Source organism: Leucobacter sp. G161 (genome assembly GCF_001482305.1).
GTDB lineage: Bacteria > Actinomycetota > Actinomycetes > Actinomycetales > Microbacteriaceae > Leucobacter.
Genome location: NZ_LOHP01000060.1, coordinates 54,147 through 69,895 on the forward strand (window position 1 = coordinate 54,147; position 15,749 = coordinate 69,895).

The window sequence follows — 15,749 nt, forward strand, 5'->3', positions numbered from 1 at the left end:
AGCTAGTTACAGAAGAATCTTTTTAGAAGGAGAATCACGATGAGTGAATCGGTAGTCCTCCCCGCGCTGGGCGAGAGCGTCACCGAGGGGACGGTGACCCGCTGGCTGAAGCAGGTCGGCGAGACCGTGGCGGTCGATGAACCGCTACTCGAGGTCTCGACTGACAAGGTGGACACCGAGGTGCCTTCACCGATCGCAGGCGTTGTCGAGGAGATCCTGGTCCAGGAAGACGAAACCGCTGAGGTCGGCGCAGTGCTCGCAGTGATCGGCGATGGCAGCGGAGCTGGGGCGGCGCCCGCTACCCCAGCAGCCGAGCCTGCAGCGGCTGAGCCCGCTGCGGCACCGGAGCCCGCTGCGGCACCGGAGCCCGCTGCGGCACCGGAGCCCGCCGCGGCACCTGCAGCAGCTGCACCCGCCGGCGATTCGCAGGACATCGTGTTGCCGTCGCTCGGCGAGTCCATCACTGAGGGCACCGTCACCCGGTGGCTCAAGGAGATCGGCGACACCATCGAGGTCGACGAGCCGCTGCTCGAGGTCTCCACCGACAAGGTCGACACAGAGGTCCCCTCACCTATCGCTGGCGTCCTGCAGGAAATGCTTGTTGCTGAAGACGAGACCGTTGAGGTTGGCGGCGTGCTCGCTCGTGTCGGCAGCGGCGCTCCGGCTCCCGCAGCAGCTCCCGCTCCTGCAGCAGCCCCGGCTCCTGCAGCAGCTCCCGCTCCGGCTCCTGCAGCAGCTCCCGCTCCGGCTCCTGCAGCGGCTCCCGCTCCCGCAGCAGCCCCCGCTCCCGCAGCAGCCCCGGCACCTGCAGCAACTCCTGCACCGGCAGCTGATGCTGGCGGCTACGTCACTCCGATCGTCCGCAAGCTTGCGAACGAGAAGGGCGTCGACCTCGCTCGCGTCACTGGCACCGGTGTGGGCGGCCGCATCCGCAAGGAAGACGTGCTTGCCGCTGCGGCTCAGGCAGTTCCGGCGGCAGCGGCTCCCGCTCCCGTCGAGCTCGTGGTCTCGGAACTGCGTGGCACCACGCAGAAGATGACTCGTCTTCGCAAGGTTATTGCTGAGCGCGCAGTTGCTTCGATGCAGCAGACCGCACAGCTCACGACGATGGTGAAGGTTGACGTGACTCGCGTCGCGCAGCTTCGCCAGGCGAAGAAGGACGAGTTCCTTGCCAAGACCGGTTCGAAGCTTTCGTTCCTGCCCTTCTTCGCTGTTGCTGCCGCAGAGGCGCTCCAGACCCACCCGGTCATCAACTCGACCGTGGAAGGCGACCAGATCGTCTACCCCGCGACAGAGAACATCAGCATCGCGGTTGACACCGAGCGAGGCCTGCTCACGCCGGTCCTCCGAGATGCGGGCACGAAGAACATCGCCCAGATCTCGGGTGAGATTGCTGACCTCGCGGCACGTACGCGCGATAACAAGCTCACTCCTGACGAGCTGAGTGGCGGAACGTTCACACTCACCAACACGGGCTCGCGCGGAGCGCTCTTCGACACTCCGCTGGTGTTCCTGCCGCAGTCTGCGATCCTCGGAACCGGAATCGTGTTCAAGGAACCCGCTGTAGTGTCAACGCCCGAGGGCGATTCGATCGCGATCCGTTCCTCGGTCTACCTTGCACTGTCGTACGATCACCGCATCGTTGATGGGGCAGACGCCGCACGTTTCCTTACGCAGATGAAGTCGCGGCTTGAGGCGGGCAACTTTACGGGAGACCTCGGCATCTAGTACGAGGCTTTCACCGCAGAGCATGGGCGGGTCGGTGGTGCGTGAAGCGCCACCGACCCGCCTTTTCCTTTCTGTAGGCGGCTGACACTCACCCGTCATCCGGGCGCTGGATCAGTGAAAGACAGATTCGATTGCCTCTCGGCTCGGCACCCTGGGAGTAATTCTTGCGCTGACCACTTGTTCGAGACCAGCACCGGCTGCCGGTCCCGGTGCTCCGCCGCCACTCACTAACTCGGACACCGCCTGATCAAAGACATCCAGCAGAAACTCGGCGGCATCACGAGGCGCCCACGCATGTGCAAGGGATGCAAGCTCGGCCTCAGACACGCCCAACGCCACACAGTAGCGATCATGCCCGTGGCGGGCGTGTTCGACGGCGTGCGCTAGATCTCCATAGGCTTGGCGCCGACTCCTGGGGCTGCGCTCAACCACACGCAGCTCACGGGAACCGGGACTGTGTCTGGCGTATCTTCCCCCACCATCAAAGGCCAGGGAGATTCGACTGAGCAAAGCGCTCCCCAGGCACGCGCCCTGCAACCGAGCGGTTCGCGCCACACCGCAGACCGCGAGTAGGGAGTACGCGAGTTCTGCGGCGTTGAACCTTGACTGCTGGCTGTGCCGATGGTTCGTGATGTTCTGGCGCATGCACACATACTTCGCGTTCTCAGGCCGGATGCACGGTTGTGCACACTGCGTGAACCGCCAGAACCCGATTTCACCCTTGTCGCGGGCCTGTGAAGGAACCTTCACCGGGCCGGTACAGATACCCCACGCGCCGCGTCCACTCCGCTCCGTTTCGCTCCGCTCACCGCGAACGCTGCCCGGTTTGTCATCTGAGCCCCGCGGACGCGGTACGATGGAAGGTATGGCAGAGGCGAAGCAGAAGTCCCCGGGTCGCATCAAGCAGATGGTGCAGGTGTATCACAACACCCGCAAACATGATCGCTTGTTGACCCCGCTCATGCTGCTCTCATTTCTCGGCCCGGTCGTCGTAGCAGCGCTCCTTGCTTGGCTACTGCCTGGCAACTGGTTCAGCTGGATCCTGTGGCCGCTCACCGGCGTTCTCGCTGGCCTCCTCATCGCCATGATTGTGCTTGGCCGACGCGCTGAGGCCGTCGCGTACAGCCAGATCGAGGGCCGCCCGGGCGCCGTCGGCGCGATCGTGCAGAGCGCGCTCCGCCGCAGCTGGCGTGGCTCAGAGGTCCCGGTAGCCATGACTCGTCAGCAGGATGCCGTCTACCGCGTCATCGGCCGAGGCGGCGTTGTGCTCATCTCCGAGGGCTCGCGCCAGCGCACACAGCGCATCGCACAGGACGAAGAGCGCAAGCTCAAGCGCGCTATCTCGAACGTCCCGATCTCGCACTTGTATGTTGGACCCGATGAGGGAGCCGTTGCGTTGCCGAAGCTCTCCAAGGAACTGCAGAAGCTGAAGCGTTCGCTCAACCGGAACGAGATCGCAGCGGTCTACAACCGTCTGTCTTCGCTGCAGCAGAGCCCGGTCGGCATCCCGAAGGGCATCGACCCCAACCGCGTTCGCGCACAGCGCCCGCGCTAAGCCGTCTCGACATGTCGCAAAAGTTTGGCGATCTCGCCCCGAGCGATTTTCCCGGCGAGCGGCTTGGCCTTCCAGAAGACGGGCCCCGCTCAGTAGCACGCGTCGGTCGTAGGCTGCTTGCGGTCTGCATCGACTGGGCACTCGCGTCGATTCCGGCATACGTGCTGCTCGACACGCCGAACGCGATGTGGTGGCACCTCCTGTTCTTCGCTGTGCTGCAGATGATCTTTATTCCAACGATCGGTGGCTCACTTGGGCATCGAATTGTCGGACTCCACGTCGTGCCCATCGCTGGCGGCTGGGTGGGTATCTGGCGCCCGATCGTTCGCAGCGTACTCGTCGCGCTTGTTGTCCCCGCTCTCGTGTGGGACTCTGACCAGCGCGGCTTCCACGACAAGATTGCTGGGACGGTGTTGATTCGCGCGTAGCGCGACCACGGGATGATACGAACAGACGATGTCAACGGTGACAGCGTAGTTCCACGCGCCGCAAGACGTAACACGCCTGAAACAGTGCTTCCATGCGCTCGAAATGCTGGAAGCATAGGCTTGACCTACGAAGCGGCAGCCTGCCGCACCGAAAAGTGAGGATCCCATGTTCAAGACTCCCCAGGAAGTCATCGACTATATCCGCGAAACCGATGTCAAGTTTCTCGACATTCGGTTCACCGACCTCCCCGGCGTGCAGCAGCACTTCAATATCCCGGCGAGCACGGTAGACCTCGACTTCTTCGAGGTCGGGCAGATGTTCGACGCCTCCTCGATCCGCGGCTTCGCGACGATCGCAGAGTCCGACATGCAGCTCATCCCCGATGTCACGACCGCCTACATCGACCAGTTCCGTGCGGAGCGCACACTGATCATGGTGTTCGACATCTACAACCCCCGCACCGGTGAGATCTACTCGAAGGACCCGCGGCAGGTGGCGAAGAAGGCCGAGCAGTTCCTCGTCGCCACTGGCATTGCGGATACCGCCTTTTTTGCCCCGGAAGCGGAGTTCTACATCCTAGATTCTGTCCGCTACGAGACGACCCCGCGTCGTACGTTCTACGAGATTGATTCGGAGGAGGCACACTGGAACTCTGCGACGAAGTACGAGGGCGGCAATCTCGGCAACACTACTTCCGAAAAGGGCGGCTACTTCCCCGTCTCCCCCGTCGACAAGCAGGCTGATCTGCGTGACGATATCTCGATGCGCCTGATCGAGGCCGGGTTGCACCTGGAACGTGCCCACCACGAGGTCGGCGCTCCGGGTCAGGCAGAGATTAACTACCGGTTTGACACCATGGTGTCGGCAGCCGACGACGTACTGAAGTTCAAGTACATCGTGAAGAACACTGCAGAGCTTTGGGGCAAGTCCGCGACCTTTATGCCCAAGCCTGTCTTTGGCGATAATGGTTCAGGCATGCACACCCACATGTCGTTGTGGGCGAACGGCGAGCCGCTGTTCTACGACGAGAACGGGTATGCCGGTCTGTCTGACATGGCGCGCTGGTTCATTGGTGGCGTTCTCAAGCACGCACCTTCACTGCTCGCGTTCACCAACCCGACAATTAACAGCTACCGTCGTCTCGTCAAGGGCTACGAAGCTCCGGTCAACCTCGCGTACTCGGCGGGCAACCGCTCTGCCGCGATCCGCATCCCGCTCACGGGGTCAAACCCGAAGGCGAAGCGCATCGAGTTCCGTGCACCGGACGCGTCAGGTAACCCGTACCTCGCCTTCGCTGCGCAGCTCATGGCCGGCATTGACGGGATTCGGAACCGCATTGAGCCCGGCGAGCCCATCGATAAGGACCTGTACGAGCTTCCTCCTGAGGAAGCGGCGAACATCCCGCAGGTTCCCGGCTCGCTCGCCGAGGCACTCGCCGCGCTCGAAGCGGATCACGCCTACCTCCTCGAGGGGGGCGTCTTCACCGAGGAACTCATCCAGACCTGGATCTCGCTGAAGCACGAGACGGAGATCTTGCCCATGGCAATTCGCCCGCATCCGTACGAGTTCGAGCTCTACTACGGCGTATAGCCAGTTCGGTGGGCGGGGCTGCCCCGCCCACCGAACGCGGTTCCCGCAACGACTGCTCAACGACGAGCACGGTTGAATTTGCGTCCAAATTGGTTTTCTTCCGAACGCGGAATGGTATCGTCAAAGTGGTGGCGGCTGCCCGCTTCGACAGAACCAATTCTTCCGGTCGTGCAGCATGGGATCAGGACGTGTGCACCTGCCCACGCCGTGCCTCCGATGGCGATAAAGATCCTTCATCGATGACTCATCGGCTCCAACTGATTGTAGGTTTTGGCCGGTAGCTTCGCAGACGTATTGAGCTCAGCACACGTCCGCACGGCCGTGATTCTCGCTCCGATGTGAGGAGGGTGCCGCCGGCGCTATAGCGACTACCCGAGGGCACGCGCTCCCGCTGCACCCCGTCGAGGTCCACCGTCCTGTGCTCGGCAATCCACTCTACGCACCCCCACACAGCGGGCAACCCCGTGTTGACCAATGCCTGAGCCAATTTCAGCGCCAGCAGCATGCACTCCGCCCGGGGATTCCCCACCGGTGCTCGGCTTCGTGCGGTCGCGTTCTCCCCGATTCCGACATTCCAGTGCCTCGCTGAGTAGCGGGCGATCCGGCTCGGCACTCGCGGGGAACGTTCGGTGTTGTTTACCTACGCGCCCGTGCTTCCGTTCTTCCTTGTCGCGTCGCGTTCCGGCTGACACGGTGCTGAGCGGGCGAGACTCAGCCCCGTTGCACTCGCCCGAACGTCGCGGGCCATGCCCTTGGCCGGGGCTTCCCTGGCTCTCTGTTGCATCGAAAATGGCGAACGAACACACACACAAAGCCCTGGCCGTACTCATTATTTGCCCGATTTCCGTGGTTTTGGGGCGGAGTACACTGTGGGGAGTTCTGCTGCACCTCTGTTAGTTCTCTTGTTCCTATACGCACTCACAGCGCGGAGCGACGCCAATCCCAGGCACTGCTGAAACTTTTAGCTAGCTATGTATCCTTCTCAGGCTCAATAATTGAGGGCAACATACCAAGCACGGTGGGATCTGGGGGCCGTGTCGCACTACGTTTGGGGGGAAGAATGCTCGAGGCATACTCGGATTCACTGTTTGAGGCAGCTCACGTGCTCGTAGACTCCTCGCTCCGCAATAGCGAGCAACCCGGGCTTCGTGAGCTCGAGCTGCTGCGTACGCTGTCTTTCGCTGACGTGCGGCGGCTGGCGCACCCGCAACGGAAGCTCCTGCTCGCGGGCATGCTGATGGCGCGAATACGCGCGGACGACAACATCGCAGCATTCGAGCTGGCAGAGGTCACCGCTGAACGCGGGTTCAACAGGCTGCTCACTCCTGATCCGGCGAGTGAGTTCCACGCGCTGGAGGCCGCACTTGCAGAAGCTTACCTCGCCACCGGATACTCCACGAAGGCGGTCTTGCACGCACACCGACTTCTCGAGTCCGTTGAGGAGGGCGCATCCCCGGAATGGGAGTTACGGACTTACGGAATCTGCGCTGCCGCCCACGCAATCGACGGCGATCACCGGACTGCGCAGAGTTTTCTCGACAGAGTCGCACGCCTCAAAACCCAGCAGGGATGGCCCAGTGATCAAGTCGAGTTCATGGATGCGATCGCCGAGATCGTCATCGCGTTCACCAGCATGGATGGAGCACGAATTCGGTTGCTTCGTGATGCCACCACTCGTCTCCCGGAACGCGAACCGACAGCGCTGTCGCTCGTCCACCTCATCCAAGCCTTGGCGTTGTTCGCAGATGGGGATGTCACTGGGACGCTCGCGGGCTCGGCAATCGTCGCGCACGGCAGCGATCTACCCACTGGTCCGTCATTCATACGCATGTGTGCACTCGCAATCGAGGCAATTGTGCTCATCCAGCGCGGCACTCCCGCGCAGGCGCTCGCGTTGCTGCATGACGTCCCAGCCTTGCACGATCACTACGTGTGCTTCGACGTCGTACGCGCCTCTGCGTTCATCCTCTTGGGCGACTATCGGGCAGCGCTTCAGGTAACCGATGGCTGCATGCGTGAGCGCGCAACGCATAGCCGGTGGATGATGCCAGCTACCCTGCTGCGCCGCGCCATCGCAAACATGCGTCTGGGCAATCCCGAGGAAGCCGCGACAGACGGGGTCGACGCATTGGATTTTGTGGAGAGCGTAAGCCCGCAGCTGGGCCTCATAATGTTGCCCACGAGAGATCTGTTGTCGCTGGGGGTGCGAATCTTCGCGGAACAGCCCCGACTACTTCCTCGCCTCGGCAAGCTCCAGCACGACATCCGGCGGCTGCCCAAGTTCATCACGCCATCTTTTCCGCTCCCCAGCCTGTCTCCGAGGGAACGCATCATCGCGATCCAGTTGCGCGGAGACAAGAGCTACGCGGAGTTAGCGGCAGATTTGCACGTGTCGCCGAGCACAGTGAAGTCACAGGCGAACGCAGTCGCGAAGAAACTCGGGGCACACACCCGCGAGGAGGCGGTGGAGCGGCTCGAGCAGAGCGGCTTTTACACCATCTATGGGGAAACACCCGCGGCGTAGTTTCCCAGGGCAGACAAGCCCGGAGCTGGTCTTGAAGACCTAGGAATTACTGCTTGTCGTGCTCTCCCGATGGCTCGCCAGCCGTCCTTCCAGAGCGCCAATACCACACGGACACCGCGCCTACACCTGCTGCGAGCACCACGATCCACCAAGGAAAGCCTGGCACTAGCGGCCGGGACCCAGCGGCGTCCAGATCAGCCGAGGGGTCGGGGTCATGCGCTCTCCGGTCACCAGAATCCGGTGGGTGTTCAGGCCGAGTGGCGTACATGTCACAAGCGTCATGAGGTCTTTGCCCACGACGGGTCGAATCTCCTCAGTCTTGTCGGGATCGACGACTTGCACCTGAGTCACCCGGTACGTGAAGACCGTCCCTAGCACTTCGACGTTGAAGGTGTCACCCTCATTGACTTCGTCAAGGCGTGTGAACATTTCTGCGTTAGCAAGCCCCCGATGGCCGGTCAGCACTGATCGAGTACCCTCGCCACCAACAGGCAGGGACGTTCCTTGCAGATGCCCAATTCCTTTTAACAGCGTCGCGTCGCTTGTGCCATGGTAGACCGGCAAGTCAAGATCGATGACTGGTATGCGCAGCCTAGCCATCGTCCCAGTGGGAGAAGCACTCAACGTGGTCCAGTAATCATGTAGTCCGCCCGGTACCCCTGTCCCCTCGGCAACATTTTGGCCGCCCTCGAACAACGCGCCTGACTGGAGGAGGTCGTTGTACTCTGCAGCATCACTGAGCATTTGTTCGAGCTCTCCGGCAGCGCGTTGCGAATTCGCCAGCGCCTGATCAAACACGATATTGGATTGGTTAAATTGTGAGATCCACGCTGCTCCGTGCGGGTAGCCAAGGAGCCCAAGCCCGAGCAGTAACGAAAGCGCGATCATCAGGTTCAGACCGCCAAAACGCCAGTGTTTTTCTGGGGCAGCATGGGCCCCAGACTGAGTCGTCCGGTGATTGTCGACGAGCGACGTAATCCCGTCGTTACGTGTTGGCTCCATTGTGGAGTGCGCCTCTCGGTGAAGATGGTTCTGAAACCTGGCGGTTCTGCTGAGCAGACGCACGCCAGGTGCTCGGGTGTGCAATACCCCGGTGTGCTGCCGCTCATTGAGCAGCAGCACACCGGGGCGACAGATCCCTCGCGGGATGGAGCACACGTGTGCCTACGTGTGCATCCGTGTCACACTATGCAGAGATCTTTCCCTTACGCGCACGCACGATCACAAGGGTCGCACCGAGCACGAGCAGGGCAGCTCCACCTGCGAACATCAACACGCTGCCAGCGGCACCGGTGAGAGGCAGGTTCGGGAGATCCCCCTCGTCTGCACCAATCTGAGTGTTGAGCACGACGAGCTCAGCATCAGCACCGCTCACCTTAAATGCCATGCCGCCTTCGAGGCCCTTGTAGCCAGCAGGTACCTTTGTCTCGTAGACGCAGTAGTCTCCCTCTGCGAGCACCATGTTCGGGGTGGTGCCATCTGCACGCGAGGTCTGGCCAGCAAACACGACGTTCTCTGCCGGGTCCTGAACAGTCGGGCAAGTTGTGGTGCCAGCGGGCGCAGTCAGAATAGAGAACTCTGCACCTGCAAGCGCGACCTCAGCTGCAGCACCCTTGTTGCGTGCTTGCTTCAAAAGGTGTGCACCTGCCCAGAACTTTTCGGGATCGATAACTTCGGGGCCCTTGCCGGTCTTACCGTTCACGGTTACGTCGACCGAGTTCGAGGTGTCGCCAGAGGCAATCGCATCGGCCTGAACGTTCAGCAGCAGCTTGCCACCAATGTTGCTGTCGAGCTTTGCTAGGCCAGCGGCCTGAAAGCTCAGGACTACCGTATTGCCACCGGTCGCGGGTGACTGCGGAGAGGTCAGCGTGTAGTCGGTGCCAGCTACGAGCGACACCTCAGCGTTCGTCTTCGAGAACAACTGGACCGTGCCGCCAGTGTAGGCAAGCCCGGAGCTCAGCGCGTCGGTGAGGGTATATTCGCTATACGTCTCGCCCGGTGCAAGCGCCTTGATGGGCATCGTGATGTCGAAGCTCACCTTATCGCCGACGATCTCGCCGTCCTTCGTGGCGCCAGAGCCAAGCAGCGTGTTCTTCGGGTAGATGTGCGGCTCGTAGTTCCAGTCCGCGCTTCCTGCGGCCCCGTTACCCGGGAACGGCACAGTGACGATTGTCGGTTGCGCGGGTGCGAGGGCGTTTTCCGCCAGCGTACTTTCCCACACGACATAGGCCCGATCCGCATCAAGAGCGAAGGTCGTGCCGCCAGTTGACGCGTCAGTCATCTGTTCGCCGGCACAGGTGCCGAGCGTGAGCGCTGAGCCGTTCTCGGTGACCTCTGGTGTATCAGTGGGATCAGTTGCCAGTGTTACGCTGAGGTCCTTGAGGCGCAGCCAGTTCGCTGAATCAGCAAGGTCAAATCCGGAGATCTCGCAAACGTTGAATCCCGCGACGAGGGGAAGTGCGCCGTGACCCGTGATAGGTGAACCGTCGTTCGGGCCAATATTGCCGTCTGGCTGCTCAAGCTTGTACACGCTGAGGGACCCCGAAGTCATCGCAGGATCTCCCGGAGCTGCAAGCGCGGGGCTTGCCATCAAGCCCATGCTTCCAAGTATCAGGGCGGCGCCGCCAATGAGGGCGACGCCACGAGGGCGACGTGTTGTCTGAATAGTCAATGTGTTTCCTTTCGGCCATTCATGTGTTGGGTGTAGGTCCAGGGTTACCTTTTGGTCCCTGAAGTTGGGCGGAACGTGCGGGCGAGTGCTCAGGCTGTGGCGGTGCGGCGACGTGCGTTCATCAGGTGTCGACGACGCCACTGACCGAGCGCAGCCAGCGCGAGGGCGATGCCACCTGCGCCAAGGAACTGCCAGCTACCAAGCCCGCCAGTCAGTGGCAGCGTCGGCATATCAACAGGAGCACCGGCTACCAGGCGAAACACCTCATGAGTGCCTTGCGCTACCAAGGTGCCCGATGGCTCAGTCTCGATCCAGCAGCTTTGTGGTGCCGACAGTGGGGAGACAGCATGAGGCGCGCAACCGGCAGATGCGAGGTCCAGCTTTTGGATGCCCACAAGTGCCAGACCCGTTGGCAATGCTGCGCTCAGCTCAAACGATGCAGGCTTCGCGACGACGCTCTGTTCCTCCGGAAGCAACGAGAACGAGTCGCCTTCTGTGGAGGTCCCCGAAAGCTTCCACCCGGCCGGGGCAACTGCAGTCTGACCACCGAGCCGCTGCGTTACATAGGAGACCTGGCTGGCCTGGTTCGTCAGGCTGCACGTGATCGGCGCGGTAACGTCAGCGGTCGCCGAGACGGTGAGCTGGGACGTCGTCGGGTTGAACATGCCCACCGGCAGATTGACACCATTTCCGTCAAGGCACTCAGGTTTTCCCTGCAGCGTGTAGGCGTCGGCCGATGGCTCGGGCATTGCCCGCAGACGCTCACCGATCACATAGGTCTTGTCTCGGTCGAGCTCGATTGGCTGTGACGGGTCGCTGATGACCTCGGTGGTCGTTCCCTCAGTAGCGGTGATCTCCCAGTTCTCCGCCCCAACTGGAGCAAGCTCCGGCGCGGGGTACCTCACGTCTTGCACGACCTTCTCGCCGAGCGTGGGGACCGACGTAGAGACCTGAACTTCGCACTTGGGGCTCGAAGCAGGGGAAGTGTTGCCCGCAGAATCTTGCTGCGTGGCCCAGAACTGGTACTTGCCGTTCGGCAGTTCCGCATCGGGGGTGTACTCCCAGATCGGCCCGCTCACGCTGGCAGTGTGGCTGGTGTCCGTCGGCGGCTCCGTCGAGAGATTACGCTGGTGTACGGTGACAACAGCACCAGGCTCGACCCCGCTGCCACGCAACGTCGGCTGTGTGTCCTGTGTGGGCGACACCGGACAGGTCAACACTGGAGCATTCGGTACAACGGTGTCCACAGTGAATGACACACCCCAAGCGGTCGGCTGCGCCGCATTGTTCGGGTTCGACGGGTCACTTGTCAGGTTGAACCGCGAATCTTGCTCTGTCTGCAATGCGACCACCGTGTAGCGCCCGTCTGCTAGCGGTGTGCGCGGCTTGTAGGTGTAGCTCCATTTGCCGCTGCTGTCTACGACAACCTCGCACCCTCCGCTCGCCACACAGTTGCGGTCACCATCCACGATGGTGAGCAGCGCAGGGTCACTCGTGTTGGTGATCTTGTCGCCCTGGCGGAACTTCAAGGAGATGGAACGGCCGGGCTCGCCGGTTCCACTAATCACAACCTCATTGTTCACGGTGGTGTAAGACCCGTCTGCGGGCAACTCGATCAACGGGGCGGTCGGACGGTCGATGGTGTATTTGTAATATGCGGAGCCTGCGGTCCACTTCTGGTCCTCAGCGAGCGCAGTCATGCGTCCCGCGCCGTCAAACAGGTCACCCGCCGCAAATACTCGTTCTTTACCCGCGGCTGCAGTCGTCACAGAGGTCGGGTTACTCGTCTCGGGCCATGCCAGCAGCCGGTAATAGCCCGTGCCTCGATCCTGCAATCCTCGGAAATCGATTTCGCCGGACCGTGATACCCTCCCGCCGTTCAGGCCCTGCGCGCCGGCATCATCGGTATAGGCGAGCGTAGGCCGGCTTCCGCCGGTGTCCTCGTTCTTGGCCATGCGGGCTCCGGTCGATCCTGCGGGCCAGACGTTGCTGTTCGGCGTCATGCCATCGACCCGGATCGGGCCAGTATTGATTTCTTTGACTAACCGGCCGTCCTCGTGCACCCAGGCGTACCAGAAGCTCTTCGTAACAGAGTTCGCCGGGCCTCTTGCGGCTGTGTTGAACGCCGGGTTGACGAGGTGCACGCCTACCGAGTTTGCGGGCACCACGCCCTCTGGGACGCTTCCCGGCCTGTTGATTCCAGCAGAGTTTCCGAGTGCCAAATCGTAGTCCAACACCATCGCCCAGTTCGCCTGGCCGCGTGACCACAAGCTGTACTGGTTGTCCCAGAGCACCTGCACGATGGGGCCGGAGACTGCGCCGGAACGCGCGCTATAGATGTTGTACTCCACGTTGTAGGTGGTCAGGGGCGCACCGCGCATCCAGGCCGCACCACTCCCGGGCGCACCCCGTTCAAAGCTAAAGAACACGGGCCCCGTGGTCCTGCGTCCATCCACAACGTTGTTGACGGTGAGATTATCTCGGAAGTTCATGTCGCCCTCAATTGACATCACGAGGAAGTCGTTGTCACCGGCGGGGATCACTTTGTGAATGGTGAAGTACTGATCCACATTCTTCGCCCAGCTCAGCGCCCCGGCTGCACCTGAAGTATTGATGTACCGGTTGTCGAGGTACCCGAGAGTTCCGCTGGATTCGCCACCGTAATGGTCGTATCCGACACGGAGGTACTTACCGTCAACGGGTTTCAGCTCGAGGGTCTGCTCGTCAACGTATCCGCGGGGTACTTTCAGAACGAGCGAAAGTCGAAGCTCATCGATGAGATCGTCAATCTTCGCGTTGTATCCGTGAAAAAAGGTCACCTCAGGCGCCGCTACCGGCGCCGCTTGGGCCGGGGTCTCAAGCGCATTGGGGGCCGGCGCGATAAGGGCAGCAACAGCGATAGCTGCGGCTACGGTCATTCCGAGCCACCTGGGCAACGCGCGCCCGATGCCTGACTTCTTTGCGCCCATCGGCTGCACCGCATGAGTTGGCGTCAATTTCCGCACCACAATCACTCCGCCTTCCCCGGTACGAGCGCCGCTGTGCTTTGAACACAGCTGCAAGAGCGCTCTCATCAGGGTTAAGCCAAGCTGATGATGTGCCGGAAAATTGCTAGAAGCAACATCCTTCGACCGTTTTTCAACCGTTCGGCGTAAATATCGCCTCGTTGGCGACGCTATGTCTCGCACAGTCGAAAAATAAAATGGCGGGAAGGCCGGCGTCAGTCGACGCTTACCTTCCCGCCTGCATCAATCGGGTCCGTTTTGGGGATGGGGGCGGAACCGTTGAAGCTAGCGCGCGGCACGATTCTTGGGGGATGCCGTGCCGCGCACTCCGCTGAGACTATGTTGCCTTCGCGAGTGAGCGGCCTACGCCTGCTCCATTTCAACCACTTTTAGTCCACTGTGTCGATCCAATGACGAGACTTGCCAGTGACAGCGTCACTCAGTGTCCGCGTGCAATCCAGTCAGCGAGGTGGGGCGCCTCTGCTCCGATGGTTGTTGCTCCCCCGTGCCCGGTGTACACCACCGTGTCACTTGGCAGCGTCAGCAGCGACGCGCGAATCGACTCAATAATCGTCTCGAAGCTGCTGAAGGAGCGTCCTGTCGCACCCGGGCCGCCTTGAAACAGGGTATCTCCCGAAAACACCGCACCAAGCGCAGGCGCGACAAAGCAGCTGGATCCCGGCGAGTGCCCCGGAGTGTGCTTCGCGGTGAGATCGACACCAGCAACGGTGAACACATCGCCGTCAGCGATGTCAGCGTCGGGGGCCTCCGAGTACACCGTGTCCCAGAGCATCCGGTCTGCGGGGTGCAGATGGATCGGTGCGCCCAATAGTTCCGCGGTCTCCACGGCAGCGCGAATGTGGTCGTCGTGGCCGTGCGTGAGCAGCACCGCGAGGGTCTTGCGATCCCCCACCGCCGCCTTGATCGCCTCGGGATCGTGCGCGGGATCGATCACGATCACCTCGGAGTCGTCCCCGACGATCCACACGTTATTGTCGACATCCCAGGTTCCGCCGTCGAGCGAGAATGTGCCGCTCGTCACCAGGTTCTCAACGCGCGCGTTCACAACACCACCACCGATCTCAGTACGTTGCCCGTCGCCATCTTGGCGAAGGCTGCTTCAACTTCGTCGAGCTTGATGCGCTCGGTCACAAATCCTTCGAGATCGAGTCGTCCGAGCTTCGCCTGATCGATGAGCATCTGGAAGTCGCGGCTCGGCAGGCAGTCGCCGTACCACGACGACTTCAGCGATCCACCGCGGCCAAACACGTCGAGCAACGGCAACTCGAGCATCATCTCGGGTGTCGGCACGCCGACGAGCACCACGCGGCCAGCGAGATCGCGCGCGTAGAACGCCTGCGTGTAGGTCTCGGGCCGACCGACAGCGTCAACGACAACGTCCGCACCGAACCCGCCGGTGAGGGCCTGGATCGCTTCGACCGCGTCGGTGTGCTTCGAGTTCACCGTGTGCGTCGCGCCGAAGTGCTTCGCCTGCTCGAGCTTTGCGTCGTCGATGTCGACGGCGATGATCGTCGTCGCTCCCGCGAGCTGTGCGCCAGCGATCGCCGCGGTGCCGACACCGCCGCAGCCGATGACCGCGACGGACTCGCCGCGCTGCACGTCACCCGTGTTGATAGACGCGCCGATCCCTGCCATGATGCCGCATCCGAGGAGGCCGACTGCCGCCGCGTCCGACTCCTCATCGATCTTCGTGCACTGGCCTGCGGCGACGAGGGTCTTCTCAGCGAACGATCCGATGCCGAGCGCAGCCGAGAGCTCCGTGCCGTCTTCGAGGGTCATCTTCTGGGTAGCGTTGTGCGTCGCGAAACAGTACTGCGCCTGCCCCTTCGCGCACGCGCGACACTCGCCGCACACGGCTCGCCAGTTGAGGATCACCCGGTCACCAACAGCGACCTCGGTGACGCCCTCGCCGACAACTGCCACGCGAGCGGTCGACTCGTGACCGAGGAGGAACGGGAAGTCGTCGTTTATTCCGCCCTGTTGGTAGTGATAGTCGGTATGGCACACGCCACAGGTGAGCACGTCGACGACGACCTCACCGGGCCCGGGTTCGGGAACAATAATCGTTTCTACGGTCGCGGGTGCGTGCTTTTCGCGCACAACCACTCCCTGCACTCGATACGCCACGAGTCCACCTTTCTGCTGGAGACACCGAGGGCGGATCGCACCGCCATCGGCCTGTGGCCAGGCTATCGGGTTTACGCAGCGCGAGCCGTGAGCATTCGG

10 protein-coding genes are annotated in these 15,749 nt (G+C 62.0%); 5 read left to right on the forward strand and 5 right to left on the reverse strand.

Annotated features, from left to right (window positions below):
• The first annotated feature begins 39 nt into the window (after positions 1-39).
• The 5 genes from sucB (at position 40) to AUL38_RS07800 (ending at position 7,826) form a co-directional block, all read left to right on the forward strand.
• On the forward strand, positions 40-1,728 hold the full coding sequence (gene sucB / locus AUL38_RS07780) for a 2-oxoglutarate dehydrogenase, E2 component, dihydrolipoamide succinyltransferase (RefSeq protein WP_059060798.1): 1,689 nt from the start codon (positions 40-42) through the stop codon (positions 1,726-1,728).
• Positions 1,729-2,593: 865 nt separating this feature from the next.
• Positions 2,594-3,283: a DUF4191 domain-containing protein gene (locus AUL38_RS07785; protein WP_059060800.1), complete on the forward strand. Its 690-nt coding sequence runs from the start codon at positions 2,594-2,596 to the stop codon at positions 3,281-3,283.
• Positions 3,284-3,294: 11 nt separating this feature from the next.
• Positions 3,295-3,711, forward strand: coding sequence for an RDD family protein (locus AUL38_RS07790; RefSeq protein ID WP_059060801.1), 417 nt, complete (start codon positions 3,295-3,297; stop codon positions 3,709-3,711).
• Positions 3,712-3,877: 166 nt separating this feature from the next.
• A complete protein-coding gene (glnA, locus tag AUL38_RS07795; RefSeq protein WP_059060804.1) occupies positions 3,878-5,302 on the forward strand; it encodes a type I glutamate--ammonia ligase in 1,425 nt (474 codons plus the stop codon).
• A 1,060-nt stretch (positions 5,303-6,362) separates the two neighbouring features.
• Positions 6,363-7,826, forward strand: coding sequence for a LuxR family transcriptional regulator (locus tag AUL38_RS07800; RefSeq protein WP_059060807.1), 1,464 nt, complete (start codon positions 6,363-6,365; stop codon positions 7,824-7,826).
• A gap of 165 nt (positions 7,827-7,991) precedes the next feature.
• On the opposite strand, the gene AUL38_RS07805 is transcribed toward AUL38_RS07800, so the two are convergent.
• From AUL38_RS07805 to AUL38_RS07825, 5 genes are all read right to left on the reverse strand, one after another.
• Entirely contained in the window at positions 7,992-8,828 is an 837-nt protein-coding gene (locus AUL38_RS07805; protein WP_201023713.1) for a class C sortase, read from the reverse strand.
• Between the two features lie 184 nt (positions 8,829-9,012).
• Positions 9,013-10,497 (reverse strand): SpaH/EbpB family LPXTG-anchored major pilin, encoded by a 1,485-nt coding sequence (locus tag AUL38_RS07810; RefSeq protein WP_161937421.1) that lies wholly within the window; start codon positions 10,495-10,497, stop codon positions 9,013-9,015.
• 89 nt (positions 10,498-10,586) lie between these two features.
• Positions 10,587-13,505 carry an Ig-like domain-containing protein gene (locus AUL38_RS07815; RefSeq protein WP_153006518.1) on the reverse strand — a complete coding sequence of 973 codons (2,919 nt, stop codon included), beginning with the start codon at positions 13,503-13,505 and terminating at the stop codon, positions 10,587-10,589.
• A 436-nt stretch (positions 13,506-13,941) separates the two neighbouring features.
• Positions 13,942-14,568 carry an MBL fold metallo-hydrolase gene (locus AUL38_RS07820; protein WP_059060814.1) on the reverse strand — a complete coding sequence of 209 codons (627 nt, stop codon included), beginning with the start codon at positions 14,566-14,568 and terminating at the stop codon, positions 13,942-13,944.
• Complete coding sequence (locus AUL38_RS07825; protein WP_059060815.1) at positions 14,565-15,650, reverse strand: S-(hydroxymethyl)mycothiol dehydrogenase; 1,086 nt, start codon at positions 15,648-15,650, stop codon at positions 14,565-14,567. Before AUL38_RS07825 ends, AUL38_RS07820 begins: the two co-directional genes overlap by 4 nt.
• Positions 15,651-15,749 lie beyond the last annotated feature (99 nt).

What these genes read in the sequence shown, in the direction of transcription:
- AUL38_RS07805 (WP_201023713.1), bottom strand. Translation starts at nt 8,828, where the DNA reads ATGGAGCCAACACGTAACGACGGGATTACGTCGCTCGTCGACAATCAC.
- sucB (WP_059060798.1), top strand. Translation starts at nt 40, where the DNA reads ATGAGTGAATCGGTAGTCCTCCCCGCGCTGGGCGAGAGCGTCACCGAG.
- glnA (WP_059060804.1), top strand. Translation starts at nt 3,878, where the DNA reads ATGTTCAAGACTCCCCAGGAAGTCATCGACTATATCCGCGAAACCGAT.
- AUL38_RS07785 (WP_059060800.1), top strand. Translation starts at nt 2,594, where the DNA reads ATGGCAGAGGCGAAGCAGAAGTCCCCGGGTCGCATCAAGCAGATGGTG.
- AUL38_RS07790 (WP_059060801.1), top strand. Translation starts at nt 3,295, where the DNA reads ATGTCGCAAAAGTTTGGCGATCTCGCCCCGAGCGATTTTCCCGGCGAG.
- AUL38_RS07800 (WP_059060807.1), top strand. Translation starts at nt 6,363, where the DNA reads ATGCTCGAGGCATACTCGGATTCACTGTTTGAGGCAGCTCACGTGCTC.